23 protein-coding genes are annotated in these 19077 nt (G+C 63.0%); 12 read left to right on the top strand and 11 right to left on the bottom strand.

All coding sequences use genetic code 11. The annotated features are described in order from the left end of the window. Positions 1–7: 7 nt before the first annotated feature. The 7 genes from nuoH to SIB46_RS09800 all read left to right on the top strand — a co-directional run bounded on the left by nuoH (position 8) and on the right by SIB46_RS09800 (position 4393). Positions 8–1132 carry an NADH-quinone oxidoreductase subunit NuoH gene (gene nuoH / locus SIB46_RS09830; RefSeq protein WP_413295987.1) on the top strand — a complete coding sequence of 375 codons (1125 nt, stop codon included), beginning with the start codon at positions 8–10 and terminating at the stop codon, positions 1130–1132. 71 nt (positions 1133–1203) lie between these two features. Next, a complete protein-coding gene (gene ndhI / locus SIB46_RS09825) occupies positions 1204–1803 on the top strand; it encodes an NAD(P)H-quinone oxidoreductase subunit I (protein ID WP_413295986.1) in 600 nt (199 codons plus the stop codon). Next, on the top strand, positions 1803–2402 hold the full coding sequence (locus tag SIB46_RS09820) for an NADH-quinone oxidoreductase subunit J (protein ID WP_413295985.1): 600 nt from the start codon (positions 1803–1805) through the stop codon (positions 2400–2402). The genes ndhI and SIB46_RS09820 overlap by 1 nt, the downstream gene beginning before the upstream one ends. Positions 2403–2405: 3 nt before the next feature. Beyond that, positions 2406–2726 carry an NADH-quinone oxidoreductase subunit NuoK gene (gene nuoK / locus SIB46_RS09815; RefSeq protein ID WP_011936692.1) on the top strand — a complete coding sequence of 107 codons (321 nt, stop codon included), beginning with the start codon at positions 2406–2408 and terminating at the stop codon, positions 2724–2726. A gap of 10 nt (positions 2727–2736) precedes the next feature. Next, positions 2737–3684: an NAD(+) kinase gene (locus SIB46_RS09810; RefSeq protein WP_413295984.1), complete on the top strand. Its 948-nt coding sequence runs from the start codon at positions 2737–2739 to the stop codon at positions 3682–3684. Between the two features lie 3 nt (positions 3685–3687). Beyond that, the gene (locus SIB46_RS09805; protein ID WP_413295983.1) at positions 3688–4185 is read left to right on the top strand and encodes a CYTH domain-containing protein; all 498 of its coding nucleotides are present in this window, start codon (positions 3688–3690) and stop codon (positions 4183–4185) included. A 37-nt stretch (positions 4186–4222) separates the two neighbouring features. Next, positions 4223–4393, top strand: coding sequence for a hypothetical protein (locus SIB46_RS09800; protein ID WP_413295982.1), 171 nt, complete (start codon positions 4223–4225; stop codon positions 4391–4393). Here SIB46_RS09800 and SIB46_RS09795 read toward each other — a convergent pair. Together SIB46_RS09795 and SIB46_RS09790 are read right to left on the bottom strand one after the other, a co-directional pair. Then, the gene (locus SIB46_RS09795) at positions 4381–5607 is read right to left on the bottom strand and encodes a DegT/DnrJ/EryC1/StrS family aminotransferase (protein ID WP_413295981.1); all 1227 of its coding nucleotides are present in this window, start codon (positions 5605–5607) and stop codon (positions 4381–4383) included. The genes SIB46_RS09800 and SIB46_RS09795 overlap by 13 nt on opposite strands. A 20-nt stretch (positions 5608–5627) precedes the next feature. Then, a complete protein-coding gene (locus SIB46_RS09790) occupies positions 5628–6155 on the bottom strand; it encodes a thioredoxin family protein (RefSeq protein WP_413295980.1) in 528 nt (175 codons plus the stop codon). An 82-nt stretch (positions 6156–6237) separates the two neighbouring features. On the opposite strand from SIB46_RS09790, the gene SIB46_RS09785 reads away from it, so the two are divergent. Further along, positions 6238–6771: a hypothetical protein gene (locus SIB46_RS09785; protein WP_413295979.1), complete on the top strand. Its 534-nt coding sequence runs from the start codon at positions 6238–6240 to the stop codon at positions 6769–6771. On the opposite strand, the gene SIB46_RS09780 is transcribed toward SIB46_RS09785, so the two are convergent. Both SIB46_RS09780 and SIB46_RS09775 read right to left on the bottom strand, forming a co-directional pair. After that, the gene (locus SIB46_RS09780) at positions 6761–7195 is read right to left on the bottom strand and encodes a hypothetical protein (protein ID WP_413295978.1); all 435 of its coding nucleotides are present in this window, start codon (positions 7193–7195) and stop codon (positions 6761–6763) included. The two genes, SIB46_RS09785 and SIB46_RS09780, sit on opposite strands and share 11 nt — an antisense overlap. After that, complete coding sequence (locus SIB46_RS09775; RefSeq protein ID WP_413295977.1) at positions 7195–8103, bottom strand: FAD-binding domain-containing protein; 909 nt, start codon at positions 8101–8103, stop codon at positions 7195–7197. Before SIB46_RS09775 ends, SIB46_RS09780 begins: the two co-directional genes overlap by 1 nt. Positions 8104–8143: 40 nt before the next feature. Here SIB46_RS09775 and fabI point away from each other — a divergent pair, with 40 nt between their 5' ends. Genes fabI through SIB46_RS09755 form a run of 4 tightly spaced genes read left to right on the top strand, consistent with a single transcriptional unit; the run spans position 8144 to position 11396 of the window. Further along, positions 8144–8926: an enoyl-ACP reductase FabI gene (fabI, locus tag SIB46_RS09770; RefSeq protein ID WP_413295976.1), complete on the top strand. Its 783-nt coding sequence runs from the start codon at positions 8144–8146 to the stop codon at positions 8924–8926. A 51-nt stretch (positions 8927–8977) separates the two neighbouring features. Continuing rightward, positions 8978–9589: an imidazoleglycerol-phosphate dehydratase HisB gene (gene hisB, locus SIB46_RS09765; protein ID WP_011936702.1), complete on the top strand. Its 612-nt coding sequence runs from the start codon at positions 8978–8980 to the stop codon at positions 9587–9589. A 3-nt stretch (positions 9590–9592) separates the two neighbouring features. Then, positions 9593–9913 (top strand): YciI family protein, encoded by a 321-nt coding sequence (locus SIB46_RS09760; protein WP_413295975.1) that lies wholly within the window; start codon positions 9593–9595, stop codon positions 9911–9913. Positions 9914–9935: 22 nt separating this feature from the next. Beyond that, positions 9936–11396 carry a carotenoid oxygenase family protein gene (locus tag SIB46_RS09755; protein ID WP_413295974.1) on the top strand — a complete coding sequence of 487 codons (1461 nt, stop codon included), beginning with the start codon at positions 9936–9938 and terminating at the stop codon, positions 11394–11396. On the opposite strand, the gene SIB46_RS09750 is transcribed toward SIB46_RS09755, so the two are convergent. From SIB46_RS09750 to SIB46_RS09720, 7 genes are all read right to left on the bottom strand, one after another. Next, on the bottom strand, positions 11397–12938 hold the full coding sequence (locus tag SIB46_RS09750; RefSeq protein ID WP_413295973.1) for a BCCT family transporter: 1542 nt from the start codon (positions 12936–12938) through the stop codon (positions 11397–11399). Beyond that, positions 12922–14109: an FAD-dependent oxidoreductase gene (locus SIB46_RS09745; RefSeq protein ID WP_413295972.1), complete on the bottom strand. Its 1188-nt coding sequence runs from the start codon at positions 14107–14109 to the stop codon at positions 12922–12924. The genes SIB46_RS09750 and SIB46_RS09745 overlap by 17 nt, the downstream gene beginning before the upstream one ends. Beyond that, positions 14106–15161: a Glu/Leu/Phe/Val dehydrogenase dimerization domain-containing protein gene (locus tag SIB46_RS09740; protein ID WP_413295971.1), complete on the bottom strand. Its 1056-nt coding sequence runs from the start codon at positions 15159–15161 to the stop codon at positions 14106–14108. Before SIB46_RS09740 ends, SIB46_RS09745 begins: the two co-directional genes overlap by 4 nt. Beyond that, positions 15158–16198 (bottom strand): SAM-dependent methyltransferase, encoded by a 1041-nt coding sequence (locus tag SIB46_RS09735; RefSeq protein ID WP_413297764.1) that lies wholly within the window; start codon positions 16196–16198, stop codon positions 15158–15160. The genes SIB46_RS09740 and SIB46_RS09735 overlap by 4 nt, the downstream gene beginning before the upstream one ends. A gap of 77 nt (positions 16199–16275) precedes the next feature. Next, positions 16276–16878 (bottom strand): RdgB/HAM1 family non-canonical purine NTP pyrophosphatase, encoded by a 603-nt coding sequence (rdgB, locus tag SIB46_RS09730; protein WP_413295970.1) that lies wholly within the window; start codon positions 16876–16878, stop codon positions 16276–16278. Then, the gene (locus SIB46_RS09725) at positions 16875–18326 is read right to left on the bottom strand and encodes a phosphoglucomutase/phosphomannomutase family protein (RefSeq protein ID WP_413295968.1); all 1452 of its coding nucleotides are present in this window, start codon (positions 18324–18326) and stop codon (positions 16875–16877) included. The genes rdgB and SIB46_RS09725 overlap by 4 nt, the downstream gene beginning before the upstream one ends. Then, positions 18326–19069 carry an MBL fold metallo-hydrolase gene (locus SIB46_RS09720; protein ID WP_413295967.1) on the bottom strand — a complete coding sequence of 248 codons (744 nt, stop codon included), beginning with the start codon at positions 19067–19069 and terminating at the stop codon, positions 18326–18328. Before SIB46_RS09720 ends, SIB46_RS09725 begins: the two co-directional genes overlap by 1 nt. Positions 19070–19077: the final 8 nt, after the last annotated feature.

Here is a 19077-nt window from a genome sequence, read left to right as displayed (position 1 = left end):
TGCGCTGATGAGCACCGCGTTCACCCTCGATTTAGAAACCGGCTTCAGGGGCCTGCTGGAATCTGGCGGCGTTAGCCCTGGGATCAGCCGGCTGATCTGGCTGCCCCTGCCAATGCTGCTGGTGCTGGTGGCTGCCGTGGTTGGCGTGCTGGTGACGGTGTGGCTGGAGCGCAAGATTTCCGCTGCCGTTCAGCAGCGCATTGGCCCTGAATACGCCGGCGCCCTGGGCATCCTGCAGCCCCTGGCCGATGGTTTGAAGCTGCTGGTCAAGGAAGACATCGTCCCGGCCCGGGCCGATGGCCTCCTGTTCACCCTCGGACCCGTACTGGTGGTCGTGCCAGTGATCCTGTCCTGGCTGATCGTGCCCTTCGGCCAGAACCTGCTGATCAGCAATGTGGGGGTTGGAATTTTTCTTTGGGTGGCCCTCAGCAGCATTCAGCCCATCGGCCTGCTGATGAGTGGCTACTCAAGCAACAACAAGTATTCGCTGCTGGGCGGCCTGCGGGCTGCAGCCCAGTCGATCAGCTACGAAATACCCCTGGCCCTGGCGGTGCTGGCGGTGGTGATGATGACCAATTCGCTCAGCACCGTCGACATCGTCGATCAGCAAACCGGCGCCGGAATTTTGAGTTGGAACATCTGGCGCCAACCGGTGGGCTTTTTGATCTTCTGGATCTGCGCCCTGGCCGAATGCGAACGCCTCCCCTTCGACTTGCCAGAAGCGGAAGAAGAGCTGGTGGCCGGCTATCAGACCGAGTACGCGGGCATGAAATTCGCCCTCTTCTACCTGGGCAGCTACATCAACTTGGTGCTCTCCGCCCTGTTGGTAGCCGTGCTCTACCTCGGTGGCTGGGGCTTCCCCCTGCCGGTGGAAACCCTGGCCGGCTGGCTGGGTCAGCCGATTGATGCCCCATTGGTGCAAGTCATCACCGGATCGGTTGGCATTGTGATGACGGTGCTCAAGGCCTATGTCCTGGTCTTCACTGCGATCCTGCTGCGTTGGACCGTGCCCCGCGTGCGGATCGACCAACTGCTGGATTTCGGCTGGAAGTTCCTGCTGCCGATCGCCCTGGTCAATCTGCTGGTGACCGCAGCCTTGAAACTTGCGTTCCCTGCCGTCTTTGGCGGCTAAGCGCCCTCAAGCCAGCCCAAAGCGGGTCATGATTGACCCGACGCCTTTCCGCTCCGCCCCTTCTCGCCTCCATGTTCGGCTTTCTTAAGCAGGTCGGTGATTACACCAAAGACGCGGTCAGCGCGAGCCAGAACATCGCGCGCGGTCTTTCGGTCACCTTTGACCACCTGCGGCGCCGACCGGTCACGGTCCAGTACCCCTACGAGAAGCTGATTCCCTCGGAGCGGTACCGCGGCCGGATCCACTACGAATTCGATAAGTGCATCGCCTGCGAGGTTTGCGTACGGGTCTGCCCCATCAACCTGCCCGTGGTGGATTGGGTGATGAACAAAGCCACCAAGAAGAAAGAGCTGCGCAACTACTCGATTGACTTTGGGGTGTGCATCTTCTGCGGCAACTGCGTGGAGTACTGCCCCACCAACTGCCTCTCGATGACAGAGGAATACGAGCTGGCGGCTTTTGATCGCCACAGCCTGAACTTCGACAACGTGGCCCTGGGCCGTTTGCCCACCAACGTCACCACCGACCCTGCTGTGGTGGCGCTGCGGGAGTTGGCCTACCTGCCGAAAGGCGAAATGGACCCCCATGGTGTGGACCCCAATCGTCCGCGGGCCGGCAAACTGCCTGAGCAAGTTGCGGCGGAGCTGCCCAAAAAGGAGGAGACCAACTGATGCCCCCCCTTGCTGAACTCACCCAGCTGATCGTGTTTGGGGTGCTAGCCACCGCTGTTGTGGTGGGTGCCCTTGGTGTGGTCATGCTGCCCAACATCGTCTATGCCGCCTTCCTGTTGGGCGGGGTATTCCTCTCTGTGGCAGGGCTCTACTTGATGCTCAACGCCAGCTTCATCGCAGCAGCCCAGATCCTGATCTACGTGGGAGCGGTCAACGTCTTGATCCTCTTCGCGATCATGCTGGTCAACAAGAAAGAAGCCATGGGGGCCTCCCCCGGCATCGGGCTGCGCCGGGTGCTCTCGACCGGGGTCTGCCTGGGCTTGTTTGCTCTGCTGCTGCGTGTGGCCTTCAGCACCCCCTGGGCCACCCCTGGGCCCTCCGCCATCGGCGAAGACGCCGTGATTCGCCTGGGCGAGCACTTCTTCAGTGATTACCTGCTGCCCTTTGAGCTGGCGTCGGTGCTGCTGTTGATGGCGATGATCGGCGCCATTGTTCTGGCCCGGCGCGATGTTCTGGCCACCGACATCGGCACCGGTGAAAGCGTTGATCAGGGCCTGATCGAAAAAGCCCGCACTCCCCTACTGATGGAGAAGCCCTAAGCCATGTCGTCGATTGATATCCCCCTCGAGGCTTACCTCACCATCGCTGCCGCCCTGTTTTGTATCGGGGTTTGGGGTCTGATCAACAGCCGCAACGCAGTGCGGGTGTTGATGAGCATTGAGCTGATGCTCAATGGCGTGAACATCAACCTGATGGCCTTCTCCAGCTATCTCGATGGCACTGAAATCCGCGGCCAGGTGTACGCCATTTTTGTGATCACCGTTGCCGCTGCGGAAGCCGCCGTTGGCCTGGCAATCTTGTTGTCGCTCTACCGCAACCGCGACACAGTGGATATGGAGCGTTTCAACCTGCTGCGCTGGTAGCCAATCACCCATGGACTTGCGGCGGGTATGGGTGATTGTCCGTAGCGGCAGCCAAACCGCCCAGCGGATTGCCAACCGCTGCCGCGAGCAGCTCGAAGCCCGTGGATGCGCAGTGATCTGCGCCACCAGCGGACTCACAACCAACCCCTATCCAGGCCTGCTCGCCGATGACCGGCTTCCTGATTTGGTGTTGGTGCTCGGGGGGGATGGCACGGTCCTCAGCGCTGCGCGGTATTTGGCGGCGCTTGATGTGCCGATTTTGAGCTTCAACGTGGGAGGCCACTTGGGCTTTCTCACCCACGAATTCCTGTTGCTGGAATCGCTGTTGAGTGGGGATGGTTCCGGGCTATGGCAGCGCCTGGAAGATCACCATTACGCACTCACCCAACGGCTGATGCTGCAAGCCAGCATTGACCGCGGCGATGGCGTCCCCGACAGCGGCGATCACCACGACAAGCAAGGCCAGCTCTGCCATTTGGCGCTGAACGACTTCTATCTGCGGCCCGCCCAGGAAGAAGCCACGCCCACCTGCCGGCTGGAGGTGGAGATCGATGGCGAAGTGGTGGGGCAATACCAAGGCGATGGCTTGATCGTGGCCTCGCCAACGGGCTCCACCGGTTACGCCATGGCAGCTGGCGGGCCCATCCTGCACCCAGCCATCGATGCCATCGTCGTCAATCCGATCTGCCCGATGAGCCTCTCCAGCCGGCCGGTGGTGGTGCCGCCCAGGTCGATCCTGGCGATCTGGCCGGTGGGCGATAGCGCCAGGCGGGTGAAGCTATGGAAAGACGGAGCCCTGGCCGGCGAACTGGAACCCGGTGATCGCTGCATCGTGCAGCAGGCCGACCACCATGCCCGGTTGGTGGCTTTGGAGCAGCAACCCTCCTACTTCAGCAATTTGAGCCGCAAGCTGCACTGGGCTGGCAGCCTCACCGATGCCATGCCATCACAGAACTAAGCCATGGGCCTTGAGATCGAACGGCGCTTTTTGGTGGTCTCAGAGGCCTGGCAGGAGCTGAGCATCAGGCATGAGCAACTCGACCAGGGCTATCTCAGCGAAGGCCAAGAGGCGGTGGTGGTGCGGGTGCGCCGCAGCCAAGAGCACGCCTGGCTGACCTTGAAAGCACCCACTAGCAACCCGGAAATTCGCCAGGAGTTCGAGTACACGATTCCGGCCGCTGATGCCGAGGCCTTGCTCGCCCTCACTCCCAGGCGGGTGCAGAAAACCCGGCACCATCTGAACTGCCCAGGCGGTGACTGGGTCGTGGATGTCTTCGCCGGAGCCAATGCACCGCTGGTGATCGCCGAGGTGGAACGCTCCGACCCCGAAGCGCCGCTGACGATCCCGCCCTGGTGCGGCGAGGAAATCACCGGTCGCGGCGAGCTCAGCAATGCCGCCTTGGCCATGCGGCCATGGAGCCAGCTGGAGGCCTATTCAAGAGGCAACAGATTCTCTTAAGATTGTGTGGTTCATGTGATCTTGCTGAGCAACGGCTGTGACCACCGGTCTCTACGACAACCAGGGGGTCCTGCGCTACGCCGGCAGCGATCCTTCCGCTTGCCTGGCCTACGCCGAGTTGTTTGGCCTCGAAGAAAACGACTTCACCCTGGTCACCCTGGTGGATGAAGCCGATAGCAGTGGCAGCGGAACGGCTCAGGCCGCCTGAGCTGCGTCTTCCGTTGCACCCAACGGAATCACGCGGCTGACACCACCAAGGGCTTGAATCACCTGCTCCTGCTGGGTTGCGGTGATCTCCGGAAAGATCGGCAGACTCAGCACTTCAGCAGCGAGTTGTTCAGTGATCGGCAAGCTGCCGGGCCCATAACCCAGATCCGCATAGGCGGGCTGACGATGGATGGGAATTGGGTAATAGATGATCGTGTTGACCCCGCGCTCGCGCAGATCGCTCTGCAGCCAGTTGCGGCAACGGCCTTCTGGCAAGCCATGCTCAGCGCTAGCTGGACATGGCGCACAACTTCCCCCGCAGGCAACGGAGCTGGCATCACACGCTGGCACCCGAACCACAAACTGATTCCAGCTGTGGCCAGCGGGGCCAGCATCAGGCAGCTGCACGCCCTGCCGGGTTGCCAGGGCGTCTTGGTAGCGCGCAGCCACAGCGCGGCGACGCTCGAGCCAACCGTTCAAACGCGGCAATTTGATGGTCAACACCGCTGCCTGCAGGGCATCCAGGCGGCTGTTGTAGCCAAGGTTGGTGTGGAGATAGCGGCGGGGCATGCCATGGACGGCCAGCTCACGGATGCGCTGAGCTAGATCGGCGTCTTGGCAGGTCACAGCACCACCATCACCAGCGGCGCCAAGGTTCTTGGTGGGGAAGAAGCTGAAGCAACCGGCATCACCCCAGCTGCCCACGGGCCGGCCCGCCCAGCTCGCGCCTGTGGCTTGGGCGCAATCCTCAATCACCAGCAACTGATGGCGCCGGGCGATGGCGCTGAGCGCCTCCATGTCCACCGGACGACCAAACAAATGCACCGGCAGTAGCGCCTTTGTAGCCGGTGTGATGGCCGCCTCCATCTGCTCCAGGTCGATCAGATAGGTCTGTGGATCAACATCCACAAACACCGGCTTGGCGCCAACAGCACTGATGGCTTCTGCTGTGGCAAAGAAGCTGAAGGAGGCGGTGATGACCTCATCGCCGGGGCCAACGCCAAGGCCCCTGAGGGCCAAGATCAGCGCATCGGTGCCGCTGTTGCAGCCAATGGCATGCTCGCTGCTGCAGAAACTGGCGAAGGCCTTCTCAAAGCCTTGAATCACTGGACCGCCGATGTACTGGCCGCTGCGCAGGACATCGATTACGGCGTGTTCGAGGTCATCCCCCAGATCTGACAGCTGGACGCTGAGGTCAAAGGGGGGGACAGTCATGCAGGAAAGCTTAAGCGGCTTTAGGGCTGCCACTTGATATTGCAGCCCATGGCTGGATGCTGCTGCAGCAACGGCGGCTGTCCAGCCTTCCAGGCCGCCAGAGCGGTCCGCAGATCCGCACAATCGCTGGGGTGGCCCGAACTGGGGCGGCTGGCATCCAGCTGACCGCGATAGATCAGGCGCTGGTCGCCATCGAACAGATAAGGATCAGGGGTGCAGGCCGCCTGGAACGAGCGCGCCACCTGCTGATCCACATCGTGCAAGTAGGGGAAATCCCAGCCGCAGCGCTGCTTTTGAGCCAGCAAATGCTCGGGTGCATCCTGCGGATGGGTGATCACGCTGTTGCTGCTGATGGCCAACATCTGCAACTCAGAGCTGAAGTCCTGCGCCAAGGCGCTGAGGCTGGCTTCCACATGTTTGACGTAAGGGCAGTGGGCGCAGATGAACAGCACCAGCAGCGGCCGGGGCTCGAGCTGCTGCGTTGACCAGGAGCCTCCTTCGACGGTGGGAAGCGTGAACAGCGGCAACGGCGTTCCCAGCGGCAGCATAGTCGAAGCGGTGAGTGCCACAAGCAAAATCGCCAGATCTCGGCAAGCTAGAGGAACCCTCCAGCCGCTTGGTTACTCCCGCATGGTCCCCCTGCGGCTGCTCCGCCCGCTCACCACCACTGGCCTGATGCTCGCGTTGGTGAGCTGCCAAACCAACATCAGCCAAGGGATGCGGGTTTATCCCCTCAGCCGCACTCAGCCCCACGACGGGCTGGCGGTGGTGAACCAACCCGATGGCTATGGGGTGCACATCTGGCTTGATACCGACACCCGCCAAACAGGGGTCTGCAGGCCGCTCTGGAATGCCGACCCGGCCCGCCTGTTCAACGGCAATGGCAGCGCCCCCTTCAGCTCCGGCCTGGCCAGCCGAGACGAATTTTTTGATGTGGTCAGCAACGGCGAAGTGATGCGCCAATTGCGCCGCGAAACAGAAGCCCTCTGCAAAACGCGGGCTCCCAAGGCCACCTTCCAGTGGCGTGAACCGCCCAAGCAAGCCGATCAAGTGGTGATGGAGGAACTACCGCCGCTGGGGGCCAGAGACCTCTGGCCCAATCCCAGCCAGGTCCGCAGGGATGAACAACAGATGCTGCAAAACGCGCCGCCGGCTACCCCCTGAACCCCTCCCAAACCAGAGGCTCGGCCTCACGCCAGTAGCGGCTGAAGCGGCCCAGCCGCGGCGGGCGAGGCAGCTCCACAAACGGATCCCCATCAAGGATCCAAAGCGGCAGTTCGCGATTGATCCGGGTGGCGTAACGGTTCAAGCGCGGGTCCACAGGACCACTAGTGACCACCCCGTCGGCGCCGTGACGCTGGGCAAACGCCAACACCTCCTGCACCACATCCCCTTTGCGCAGGGTGAGTGGCAACTCGAGCGCGCATTCATAGAGAAAGCCAAGGCGTTTGCGGGTGATGTTCTGGGCCTCAATCCAGGCCTGATCAAACACAAACAGGGCCGGGGCTTTGGGGTGGTCTTGCAGGGCGGGGTTAGCCGGGCCAAGGGCCTCCTCGTGAACCCAAACCACCGGGTTGGTGAGATCCATCAGCGTCTCCTTTTGCTTTTGCCCTTGCCGCGGGCGGGCACCGCTCGCACCGGTTGGCTCACGGCGAACAACTGCGATTCGAGTGCGTCGTAGCTGCCCTCTAAGGGGCAGCGGTCGGCACAACTGCAGCTGCGGCAATAGCGGCCATTGCTGTAGCGCTCAAGGTTGTCGCGGTTGAAGAAATAGGGCTTATGGCTGAAACAGCTGGCCACCCATTGCCAACTCAGGTGGTTGCTGGCGGGATCACCATCGAGCAAATGCTCGAGGAACCAATCCGCTCCAGCGCGCCAATGCACCCGGCGCCAGTGCACCACATAGGCGGCCAGCCACATGCGGGCGTGGTTGTGCAGCCAACCGGTCGTGACCAACTGCTCGCGAAAGCCATCCATGCAGGCCAGCCCGGTGCAGCCATCGCGCACGTCTTGGGGCAATGCGTTGCTGTAGCTGGAAGCCGGATGGCCGGTTTTGTACTCCTCTTGGTCCTCAGCGATGGCATCACCGAGCTCGAGCCACATGCGCTGCCAAAAATCACGCCAGCCCAATTCATTGATCAGCTTGCCGCCCTCATCGCGGTGACGAATCCGCCGGAACACCGCATTACGCACCTCCGCCAGGCTCAACACCCCATGGCGGATGTAGGGCGAGAGGCCGGTGACCATGCCGTCTAAGTGGTTGCGGCTGCGGGCATAACGGGCCGGGTCCACCTTGCTGAGCCGGATCTCCGCAGCTTTACGGCCACCGCGAATCGGGCTGAGCTCCCCTGAGGCTTCAGGAAATTCCTGCTGCAGCAGGCTGTTAAGCGCCTCCCGATTGGCTAATTGGCGCGGCAGATCACCAGGATCCGGAGAAGAAGAAGCAGCGGGCACCGGAGCGAGCTGGTCGACTGAACGCCGATCTTGGCGGGGCATGGGGGAGAATCGCGCGATTCCGCCCTGCAGGACCGCCCCGATGCTGCTCGATCTCACCGGCAAGAAGATCCTCGTTACCGGCATCGCCAATAACCGCTCCATCGCTTGGGGCATTGCCCAGCAACTCAAGGCCGCTGGCGCTGAGCTGGGTATCACCTACCTGCCCGATGACAAAGGCCGCTTTGAGGCCAAGGTGCGTGAACTCACCGAGCCCCTCGAGCCCAGCCTGTTTCTGCCACTCAACGTGCAAGACCCCGCCCAAATGGAGGCGGTGTTCAACGAGATCAAGGAGAAGTGGGGCGTGCTCGATGGCCTGGTGCACTGCCTGGCCTTTGCTGGCAAAGAGGAATTGATTGGCGACTACAGCGCCACCACCGCCGCCGGCTTTGCCCGGGCACTGGAGATCAGCGCCTATTCCTTGGCGCCGCTATGCGCCTACGCCAAGCCGCTGTTCAGCGAGAAGGCTGGCGTGATCACGCTCTCCTACCTGGGCGCCGAACGGGCCATCCCCAACTACAACGTCATGGGCGTGGCCAAGGCCGCCCTGGAAGCATCGGTCCGTTATCTGGCCGCCGAACTGGGCCCTGAGAAGCAGGTGCGTGTCAACGCCATCAGCGCCGGCCCGATCCGCACCCTGGCGAGCTCTGCCATCGGCGGCATCCTCGACATGATCCACAACGTGGAAGAGAAAGCGCCCCTGCGCCGCACCGTGACCCAGATGGAAGTGGGCGGCACCGCGGCCTTCCTGCTGAGTGATCTGGCCAGCGGCATCTCCGGCCAAACCATCTATGTAGATGCCGGTTACTGCGTCAACGGCATGTGAGCCTGGACCGATCGCCCAGGCCTGTCAGCATGGGGTGAATGGCGATCGGGCATGGGCCGGCAAGGAAACATCCATCGCGTCACCGGAGAAACCGAGGTTCGTGTGGCCATCGGTCTCGACGGCAGTGGCCAATGCGAGGTGAGCACTGGCGTGCCCTTCCTCGATCACATGCTGCATCAGCTGGCCAGCCATGGGCTGTTTGATCTGACGATCAGCGCCACTGGTGACACCCATATCGACGACCACCACACCAATGAGGATGTGGGCATTGCCTTGGGCCAAGCGCTCGGGCAAGCCCTCGCCGATCGCCGCGGCATCCACCGTTTTGGCCACTTTGTGGCGCCCCTCGATGAGGCCTTGGTGCAGGTGGCGCTCGACTGCTCCGGGCGGCCACACGTGAGTTACTCCCTGGCGATCCCAGCCCAAAAAATTGGCAGCTACGACACCGAACTGGTCAAAGAGTTCTTTGTTGCCGTGGCCAACAACGCTGGGCTGACCCTGCACATCCGCCAGCTCGATGGGGTGAATTCACACCACATCGTTGAAGCCTGCTTCAAGGCCTTCGCCCGCGCGTTGCGCATGGCCACCGAAATCGATCCGCGCCGCGCCAGCGCGATCCCCAGCAGCAAAGGGGTGCTCGAGCAGGCCGGCACTACAGGTTGAGGCGTGCGCTGGTTCATCAAACGGGAAACCTTTCGGCGGCCAGCTGCTGAGCTGAAGCCGGCGATCGCAGCCCACAAGCGCTGGGTGGCGGACTGCCGGCAACAGGGGCTGGTGATCAGCAGCGGCTTTTTGGTCGATGGCGAGGGGAAGCCAGGCGGTGGGGGCTTGCTGCTGCTGCAGGCCAGTGACTACGCCGCCGCGTTGGCTTTGATCCAGAAGGACCCGATGCTGCTCAGTGGTGGGGTGGAGTGGGAGCTACAGGAATGGATCAGCAGCGTGGGGCAATTGGCCACCGACGCACCTTCACAGTCCTTCACGAGATGATGGGGGCCACCGCCGGCCCGTCATGACCGCTGCCCCTGCAGCACCGAGCTACACCCGCAGCGACTGGTCCAGTGCCTTTCGCAATGTGGGGCAAGAGCTCAGCGATGTGGTGCTGGAGCCCACGCGCGGCCAGATCCCCGATGCGCTGGCCGGGGTGCTCTACCGCAATGGCCCTGGCCGCCTGGAGCGCGGCGGCCAATGGCTGCATCACCCCTTTGATGGCGACGGCATGATCACGGCGCTGCAACTGGCCGGTGGCCGGCTGCAGCTGAGCAACCGCTTTGTGCGCACCGAAGGTTGGCTAGCCGAAGAAGCCGCCGGCAAGGTGCTCTACCGCGGCGTGTTTGGCAGCCAAAAGCCTGGCGGGGTGATGGCCAATGCCTTTGATCTGCGCCTGAAGAACATTGCCAACACCGGTGTGGTGCGGTTGGGCGATGACCTGTTGGCCCTCTGGGAAGCCGCCGAACCCCACGCTCTCGATCCAGACAGCCTGGAAACCCGCGGCCTCAGCCGGCTCAACGGGGTGCTGAAACCCGGTGAAGCCTTCAGTGCCCACCCCCGCTTTGATCCCGGCCACCACGGCGATCCGCGCATGGTGACCTTCGGCGTCAAAACCGGCCCGCGCAGCACGGTGCGGCTGATGGAATTCGCGGCCGACGGCAGCCTCCTGCATGACCGCCGCGACAGCTTCAACGGCTTTGCCTTTTTGCATGACTTCGCCATCACGCCCAACTGGGCGGTGTTCTGGCAAAACGCGATCAACTTCAACCCGCTGCCGTTTGTGTTGGGGCAAAAAGGTGCTGCCCAGTGCCTGGAATCCAACCCCAAAGGGCAGGCCAAGTTCTGGTTGATCCCCCGCGATAGCGGCGCCTTCGCTGGCCAAAGCGCCAAGGTCATCGATGCGCCTGAAGGCTTTGTCTTCCATCACCTCAACGCCTGGGAAGAGGGCAAGACGGTGGTGCTCGAAAGCATCGTCTACGACGATTTCCCCTCAATCGGCCCTGGCGTCGACTTCCGCGAGGTCGACTTTGAGCAGATCCCCGAAGGCCTGCTGGAGCGTTGCCGCATCGACACCGAAACAGCGACAGCCCAGCGGGAGCGGGTCAGCGAGCGCTGCTGCGAATTCGCGATGGTGAATCCCAACCGGGTGGGGCTCAAGGCCCGCTACAGCTGGATGGCCGTGGCCGAGCGCGAGCAGGGCAATGATCCGCTGCAAGCCATTCGCAAGCTGGATTTGAGCAGCGGCGAGAGCCGGGTGTGGAGCGCTGCTCCGCGGGGCTTTGTCAGTGAGCCGGTGATGGTGGCCAAACCTGGATCTTCCGCAGAAGACGATGGCTGGGTGCTGTGCCTGGTTTGGAACGGGGCACGCTGCGCCAGCGATCTGGTGATCCTTGATGCCAGCACCCTGAACGAGCAGGCGGTCTTCGAGCTGCCCCTAGCGATTCCCCACGGCCTTCACGGCAGCTGGGTGCAGGCCAGCTGATCAGCCCTGCTGCCGCTGCCATTCGCGCCAAGCCAGGCGCGGTGCTGTCCACAGCGTGGTGAGCACGAGCGGGGTGACGGGAACCGCCGCAATCACGATGAAGGCCTGCAAGGCATTGATGCTGGTGCTGTCGCCCAGGCTGGTGCCAATGCGCAGCAACACCAAGGTGAGGCTGCCGATCATCAGCGCCCAAAACAAACGCAACACTGCAGGTGGCTGGCTCTGGCCGCTCACCACCATCGCGGCGGCGTAGCTCATCGAATCGGCGCTGGTGGCCATGAACAGCACCACCAGCAGCAACCCGGCTGGAATCAGCAACCAGGCCAGGGGCAACTGGGTGAGGATCGCCAGCAGCGCTGCAGCAGCGCCGCTCTCCGCCAAGGGCCCAGTGACCGAACCTTGATTGGCCAGCTCCAGATAGAGGCCGCTCCCCCCCAGCAGGGTGAACCAGATGTTGGTGACCAGCGGGCACAAAATCGCCACCGCCAGCACCAGCTCGCGCACGCTGCGCCCGCGGCTCACCCCAGCGGTGAACAGGCCCATCAGCGGGGCGTAGCCCAAAAACCAGCCCCAGTAGAAGACCGTCCAACCATTGACCCAATTGCCGCTGGCGTCATTGGAGGCCAGGGCCATCTGGGGCAAACGGCTGAGGTACAGCCCAAACGAACTGAAGAAGTGCTGAGCCAGCCACAACCCAGGACCAAGCACCAACAACGCTGCACCCAAACCGAGGGTGAGCCAAACATTGAGCTCCGAGAGCCATTTGATGCCCTTTTGGATGCCGCTCACCGTTGAGGTGGCAAACACTGCCGTCAGCAGCACCACCACAAGCGACTGCAAGCCAGCACTATCGGCCAAGCCCGGCAACTGCCCTGCGGCATTGCTGAGCTGCAGCGAGAGGAACCCCAAGGGACCCACCGTGCCTGCAATCGCAGCCACCACCGAGAGACCATCACTGAGATGACCCAGGGGGCCATCCACCCAACTGCGAGGCACCAACGGCACCAGCAAACTGCGGGGCCGCAGGGGTTCACCGCGACGCTCCAGCACCGAAAACGTGATGGTGACCGTGGTGGCCACCAGCGCCCAGGCCAAAAAGCCCCAGTGCAAAAAGCTGACCGCCAAAGCTGGATCAACGGCGGCTTCAGTGCTGCCGCTCACGCCTTCGAAATAGGGGGCCGGGGATTGGAAATGGAACAGCGGTTCAGCGGCCGACCAAAACACGCCGCCACCAGCCAGCAGCGTGCAGATCAGCACGGCGCACCAATCAAACAACTTGAGGCTTGGCTTGGCCTCAGCTCCGCCGAGCTTGAGCCGGCCGACTGGGCTAATGGCCAGAGCCGCTGCAATCAGGAACAGCAGCGCCACCATCCATTGCCAGGTGCTGCCCAGCCAATTGCTGATGATGGCCTTACCGCCTTCGGTGAAGGCGGTGGCCAGCTTGAGATCCACCGCGGCCATCACCAGAAACACCAGCAGGGGGCCAGCGCCCACCCACAGCGGCGGCTGCTTCAGCCAATGGCGATCAGATTCGGACGGCATCACGCTCTCGGCTCCAGCAGGACAGATCAACGGTGGGGGCCAAGCCCATGGCCAGGCGGGCGAGGGAGGTGCCAATCAGGGGCGCAAACTTGAACGCCTGACCGGATCCGCCACTGAACAAACTCAGCCGCGGCCCCAAACGATCAAGGACGAAATTCACATCCGACGCCATCGAATAGGGGCTGATGACCGTTTCAACGCGCTCCTGCACACCGCTGAGGTTGTTGAACAGGAAGTCATCCAGAAGCTGCACCAACCGCGGCGGCGGATCTTTGCGCATGGCATTGGGTTCGGCGACCCGCAGCTCTTCGGGAGCCCAATCGATGCCGGCCTTGATCTTGGGGCGGCCGTCCTCGGTGCGGCTCAATGCTGGGAAGCCGTAATACAAGCCTCCGTCGTCGCCTTGAGCCTGCTGGAAGCAGAACCACTGAGGATAGCGATCGGCCTGAGCAGGATCCACGGTGTAGTGAGCCCACAACATGGGCCACACCTCCAGCTTGGGGGCCAAGCCATGGGGAGCAAGCAGCAGCTGGCTCCAAATGCCGCAGGCCACCACCACCTGGTCAGCCTCGATCTGTTCACCGCTCTGCAGGCTGACCCGCCCTGAGCTGGGATCGACAGCCTGAACAGGGCAATGCTCGATCAGCTGATGACCTGCGGCTCGCGCTGTCCGCGTCCAGTGGGCAATCACCCGGTCACTGCGAACAGCTCCGGCTGTGGGTTCAAACAAACCACTGAAATCAGCCCGGGGCTTGAGCGGGAAGCGATCAGCAATCTGCTCAGACGTGAGGGCTTCGTAGGGAATGCCCTGGTCATCCATCACCCGGCGTGCCCCCGGGATTGAACCTTCGATCGTCTCCTCATCCCAGCTTTCGCCGTAGAAGAGCAGACCATGGGTCTGGCGCAGGATTTCGCCTGAACGCTGTTCCTCTTCGCGCCAAAGGCGATTGGCCTCTTGGGCCAGCCGGCAAAGCACCGGATCGGAATACATCTCCCGGAACATGCGGGATTCGCCGAAACTGCTAGCTCCGGCGTGGGCCAGGGTTTTGGCCTCCAGCAACACCACATCGCTGACCCCCTGCTGGGCCAGGGACGAGGCGCAGCTGAGACCTGCCATGCCGCCACCAACGATGACGACCGCAGCGCGGCTGGGAATGGAGACGTTGCTCATGCCGAAAGAACAAAACTCAGGCCAATGGGGTCCTGGCTACTGCCGGCAGCCACATGCATCAACGCTTCACCAACGCTGAGGCCCCGATCCCGCTGGGCCAGGAAATCGCCGGCGCGATCGCGAACAGCCTGGCGCACAAAGGCGTACACCTGCTCTGGGCTGGCCTGTTTCCAAGCCTCCGGGGCAAAGCGCTCAATGGAGTCAGCGATCACCGCCCCGGCATTGACCAAAGGGTCGGGCAGCACCCGAACCCCGCGCTGCCGCATCTGCTCAGCCAAGACCGGGTCAGCGAAGGGGGCATTAGCGGCCGGGACCACCGACTTGACCTGAAGTGCTGCGGTGATCTCCTCTGTCAGCAGACCGGAGATCGAGCACGGCAACAGCAAGTCGAGCTCCTGGGTCCACCACGGCGAGCCTGGATCCAAGGGGGTCGCGCCACTGATCTGGGCCCGGGCCGGGTCCATATCCACCGTGAAAACCTGCCAGCCATTGGCCACCAGGGCCTTCGCCACCGGTCCGCCAACGGCGCCACAGCCATGCACCAACGCCCGACCAGCAGGTGCCTGATCCAGGCTGTTCTGCAGCACCGCTTCCACGGCGCCAATCGTGCCGAATGCAGTGGCACTGCTGGCATCCACCGGGCTGCCAACCGCGGCCAACACATGGGGCGTTAGAGCGGTGAGCCGCTCCATGTCCTCAAGGCTGGTGTTGAGATCGCAGCCAGTGATCATGGCTCCGCCGAGCGACTCCAGCAGCTCCGCGGTGACATTGATCAGCTCGTCTTTCACCGCCGCCGGATTGGCAGCGCGAGCCACCACTTTGCCGCCGGCAAAGCCGGTGCCATAGAGGGAATGCTTGTTGGTCATCAAGCTGGCCAAGCGATGGCCATCGGCTTTGCAGGTGGCGTCGCTGTCGTAGGAGAGCAGCCTCAGGCCGCCATTGGCCGGCCGCTCAGCATCGGTGTTCTCGGCCACCACAAAAACCGAGAGGTGATCCGAGATGTGCTCCGCCAGCACGCGCACCTGTGGACTGCTGGAATCGGCACTCCTCATGCAGCCACCTTTTCCATCATTTGATGGTGCTCGACGTAATCGAGGCTCCACTCATCAGGAGCTGCAGCAATGCGCTTCTCCAGGCGTCCGTAGAGCTCATCGGCGGCGGCATCGCCAGCGGTTGACGCAAAGCTGTGCCGACTCCAGCTACGGATCGTGGCCATCAAGCCAGAGGCGAAGGAGGCCGTATCGCCATTCTCCTTCCAGCGGCGGCGGTAGGGGCACTCCACGTACACCGTGCGCTGATCAATCAAACGCAGGCCGTTGCGGTAGGCCGCTGAAGTGGTGTCCTTCAGCGGAGCCATGAACTCATCGGGTGACTTGTAGAAGTTCATCACAGTGGCAGCGCGGTAGTGATCGGCGCTGATGCGCCCTTCATCGGCCATCTCTCGCCAGATCTGGTGCAACTGGTCGTGCACATTGCGGGTGCGGCCACCGTTGTGGCCCAAGTAGAGGCCGGCCTCGTCGCGGGAGAGGTTCACCGTCAACAAACGACCACCCACCTGCAGTTCCTTGGAGCGCAACTCCAACAGGGCATTCCAGTCGCGCATGGCCTGCGCCGTGAAGCGACTCAAGGCCTCAGCATCGCCAGAGGCCTGAACGTGGGTGTGGGTATCGAGAGCGCCTGCCGACTGACTCAACCAGTGCATGGCGGTGGCGGTAAAGCCAAAGCTGACCGAACCCGGGGCCATCAGCGGCTCGTAAAAGCTGCGGCAACTCACCAGCACCGTTGGGCTGGGAGGACGCGACAACTGCAGCGCCACATTGGCGGCCAGAGCGAGGTTGTCGTTGCTGGGCAAGTCATTGCCCACCAGCGTGTAGTGGGCCTGAGGTTGGCGCTCGTGGAGGCGGTCCAACACGGAGTTCCACAACCCAACAGCCGTACCGCCGTCGGCAGCGCCGTAATCAATCAAGGTGTAAGCGCTCTGCTGCGGCAGAGCGTCAACACAAGCGATGGCCCAGTCCGAAGCAGCTTCGATACAGCGCAAGGCGCCTTCGGTCTGCGCGCTGTAACCAGTCGTCATGGCGATGGCCATGATCTCCTCGGCGTCAGCGGCCAACCTAAAGATTGGCCCTCAATCCCGCCGCCGACTGTCTTGTTTTGTGATCAGCGCTACTGATCATTTAGAAGTTTGTGCAGCTCGGGCTGGAGCAGCGCAAAGGCGCGGCCGCGGTGACCAACGGCTTGCTTTTGCTCAGGCGCCATTTCGGCAAAGGTCAACGCGGTGCCCTGAACTTCAAAAATCGGGTCGTAGCCAAAGCCTGAATCACCCCGAGGGGCCGTGGTGATCACACCCGCGCAGCAACCCTCTACTTCAAGCAACACCTGCCCCGATGGATCAGCGAGGCAGAGCGCAGCGCGAAATTCGGCGCGGCGATCGTCCCGGCCGCCCAGCTCGCCCAACAGCCGCGCAATCCGTTCTGAATCACTGGCGGCGTAGCGGGCGGAATGCACACCTGGGGCGCCCCCCAGAGCCATCACGCACAGACCGGAATCATCGGCCAAAGCCCATGACTCACTCGCCGCGGCGACTGCTAGCGCTTTGAGCCGAGCATTCTCAGCAAAGGTGAGTCCTGTTTCCTCAACCTCCATGCCATCGGGTTGGGGCAGCAGCTCCAATGGCAGCTGCTGCAGGAGCTCCCGAAATTCACGCACCTTGCCAGCATTGCCGCTGGCAATCACCAGCGTTCGCCTGGGGCCATGAGGAATGCTCATGCGGCTTCGGCCAACTCGCGGGCCCAGGCCAAGACTTCGCTCACACGCTCGGCGTTGGGGGCTTCGCAGTAGAGGCGTAGCAGTGGCTCAGTGCCCGAGAACCGCAGCATCAGCCAATGGCTGGATCCCAACCGCAGCTTGACGCCATCGGTGCGAATCACCTCCTGCACCGCCAAACCAGCAACGCTGCTGGGCGGCGCTTCAGCCAACTGCTGCTCGAGGCGCTGGCGGCTGTCCATGCCGGACAAGCGCAAATCCAAGCGGTCATAAGAGCTGCCGCCACCGCAACGCTGCTGCAATGCCTCGAGGCGCACACCCAAAGGCTGGCCGCCCTCCACCAATGCCTCCAGCAGCAGCAGTGCCGCAAAGGCAGCATCACGCTCGGGCAAGTGCATGCCAAAGCCAACACCCCCTGATTCCTCACCACCCACCAGCACCTGGCCGCTGAGCATTTCGCTGGCGATGTACTTGAAACCAACCGGCTTTTCAACCACCTCACGGCCAAGGTCTTCGGCGACGCGCCGCATCAAATCCGACCCACTCACGGTCTTGATCACCTTGCCGGGCAGATTCCTGGCCCGGGCCAAATGATCAATGAGCAGCGGCATCAGCAATTGCGTGCTGCAGTAACGCCCCTGCTCGTCGATGGCGGCAATGCGATCGCCATCGCCATCAAAAACAATCCCCACAGCAGGTTGACCAGCGGCTGTGCTGGCTTTCACCTGGGCAATCAACTCGCCGAGGTAAGGGGCAAGCGGCTCCGGTGGATGGCCTCCAAAGAGGGGGTCCCGCTGGGAGCGAATTTCGCTCACCGCCTCCCCGAGCAGCGCCGGCAGGCCGCCAGCGGCCGAGCCATGCATTGGATCCACGATCACCTTGAGCCCCAAGCTCTGCAGCCCATGGCGCAGCGCATTGGTGTCCATCGCACCGCGCAGGCCTTGGAGGTACTCCGCCCAGCCGTCAAAGCATTCGGTTTCCCCGGGTTCCGGAACGGTGATGCCGCCGGCCTGGAGGCGCCGCTCAACGCGCTTGGTGAAATCGCCTTCCACCGAGCCGCCGAAGTGGCCCTTGATCTTGAGGCCAAGCCACTCAGGAGGGTTATGGCTGGCGGTGATCACCAGCGCGCCGAGGGCACGCCGCTCCACCACCACCCAGCTGCAGGCCGGCGTGGGCAAGGGTTCTTGCGCCAACAGTGGTTCCAAGCCAACGCCGCGCACCGCCGCAGCAATGGCGGCTGCCAATTCCGGCGCCAAAAAGCGGCGGTCGTAGCCGATCACCACGGTGCGGCTCTCCAGCTCCGGCGGGGCGGAATGGGCTAGCTCCGCGGCGGCAGCAGCGGCCACCGGCAACAGGCGCTCGATGGTGATGTCGACCCCGAGCACACCACGCCAACCATCAGTGCCAAAGGCGATGGCTGCAGGCTCCAGGTGCAGGGGTGAGGAAGACATCAGTCGGCGCTGAGTTGATAGCAGTGTCCTGGATCGGGATCAATGAAGCGGGTATGCGGGTGCCGGCCAGCCAGCTGCGCTTGCTCCTCATCGCTGATGGCCTGGGCCTGCAGCACCTGCTGCAACAGTCCGCTGTAGGCCACATCGCCGCCAGCCGTGCTGGCGAGCAGGTGGGCCGGTGTAAAGCGCTCCAGCAGCTGCGGCACCACCGCACGACCCTTCACAAAAGCCCCTGCCACAGGCAGACCTAAATCCATCACCGGTGTGATCACCGCCGTGAGGGGCTCGGCCGGCAAGGCCGGATCCAAGAAGCCATGGGGCTCGACATAGAGGCTTTCCCCGGAGCCGCGCAGCAGATAGCCATTTTCCACCTGGGGCACTGGTGCACCAGCGGTGGCCTGAATCTCGAGCGAACCGCGCTGCAGGCGTTCGCCAGGGCGCAGGGTGTCGGTCTGAATGAAACCAAAGCGGCGGGCTTGCTGCACCGCTGCCGCAGAACCCACCACCGGCAGCGCCTTGGGCAAGCGCTCCAAGGTGGCGGGATGGGCATGGTCTGGCAGGCCCTGGGTCAGCAGCAAACCATCGAGATCGCCTGGAATCGGCCACTCCCGGGGCAGCGTGCCTTCAAACAACCAACTCGCCCCACCAAAACGCAGCGGACCCACCAACCAGGGATCCAGCAACAAGCGCTGGCCAGCGAGCTCAAGCAACCAGCCATTGGCGCCGAAATAGGTGAGCTGCATGGCAAGTG

It is taken from the genome of Synechococcus sp. MIT S9452, assembly GCF_047304245.1.
Classification (GTDB): Bacteria; Cyanobacteriota; Cyanobacteriia; order PCC-6307; family Cyanobiaceae; genus RCC307.
Note: the sequence above shows the minus strand (reverse complement) of the source record. Positions and strands in the feature narration are given on the sequence as shown.

Bases quoted from the DNA above. Each gene is read 5' to 3' on its own strand.
- SIB46_RS09790 (WP_413295980.1), bottom strand. From the start codon at position 6,155: ATGCTGCCGCTGGGAACGCCGTTGCCGCTGTTCACGCTTCCCACCGTC.
- SIB46_RS09720 (WP_413295967.1), bottom strand. From the start codon at position 19,069: ATGCAGCTCACCTATTTCGGCGCCAATGGCTGGTTGCTTGAGCTCGCT.
- SIB46_RS09785 (WP_413295979.1), top strand. From the start codon at position 6,238: ATGGTCCCCCTGCGGCTGCTCCGCCCGCTCACCACCACTGGCCTGATG.
- SIB46_RS09805 (WP_413295983.1), top strand. From the start codon at position 3,688: ATGGGCCTTGAGATCGAACGGCGCTTTTTGGTGGTCTCAGAGGCCTGG.
- SIB46_RS09795 (WP_413295981.1), bottom strand. From the start codon at position 5,607: ATGACTGTCCCCCCCTTTGACCTCAGCGTCCAGCTGTCAGATCTGGGG.
- SIB46_RS09780 (WP_413295978.1), bottom strand. From the start codon at position 7,195: ATGGATCTCACCAACCCGGTGGTTTGGGTTCACGAGGAGGCCCTTGGC.
- ndhI (WP_413295986.1), top strand. From the start codon at position 1,204: ATGTTCGGCTTTCTTAAGCAGGTCGGTGATTACACCAAAGACGCGGTC.
- SIB46_RS09725 (WP_413295968.1), bottom strand. From the start codon at position 18,326: ATGTCTTCCTCACCCCTGCACCTGGAGCCTGCAGCCATCGCCTTTGGC.
- SIB46_RS09750 (WP_413295973.1), bottom strand. From the start codon at position 12,938: ATGCCGTCCGAATCTGATCGCCATTGGCTGAAGCAGCCGCCGCTGTGG.
- SIB46_RS09740 (WP_413295971.1), bottom strand. From the start codon at position 15,161: ATGAGGAGTGCCGATTCCAGCAGTCCACAGGTGCGCGTGCTGGCGGAG.
- nuoH (WP_413295987.1), top strand. From the start codon at position 8: ATGAGCACCGCGTTCACCCTCGATTTAGAAACCGGCTTCAGGGGCCTG.
- SIB46_RS09735 (WP_413297764.1), bottom strand. From the start codon at position 16,198: ATGGCCATCGCCATGACGACTGGTTACAGCGCGCAGACCGAAGGCGCC.
- SIB46_RS09820 (WP_413295985.1), top strand. From the start codon at position 1,803: ATGCCCCCCCTTGCTGAACTCACCCAGCTGATCGTGTTTGGGGTGCTA.
- SIB46_RS09745 (WP_413295972.1), bottom strand. From the start codon at position 14,109: ATGAGCAACGTCTCCATTCCCAGCCGCGCTGCGGTCGTCATCGTTGGT.
- SIB46_RS09775 (WP_413295977.1), bottom strand. From the start codon at position 8,103: ATGCCCCGCCAAGATCGGCGTTCAGTCGACCAGCTCGCTCCGGTGCCC.
- nuoK (WP_011936692.1), top strand. From the start codon at position 2,406: ATGTCGTCGATTGATATCCCCCTCGAGGCTTACCTCACCATCGCTGCC.
- SIB46_RS09755 (WP_413295974.1), top strand. From the start codon at position 9,936: ATGACCGCTGCCCCTGCAGCACCGAGCTACACCCGCAGCGACTGGTCC.
- SIB46_RS09810 (WP_413295984.1), top strand. From the start codon at position 2,737: ATGGACTTGCGGCGGGTATGGGTGATTGTCCGTAGCGGCAGCCAAACC.
- rdgB (WP_413295970.1), bottom strand. From the start codon at position 16,878: ATGAGCATTCCTCATGGCCCCAGGCGAACGCTGGTGATTGCCAGCGGC.
- hisB (WP_011936702.1), top strand. From the start codon at position 8,978: ATGGGCCGGCAAGGAAACATCCATCGCGTCACCGGAGAAACCGAGGTT.
- fabI (WP_413295976.1), top strand. From the start codon at position 8,144: ATGCTGCTCGATCTCACCGGCAAGAAGATCCTCGTTACCGGCATCGCC.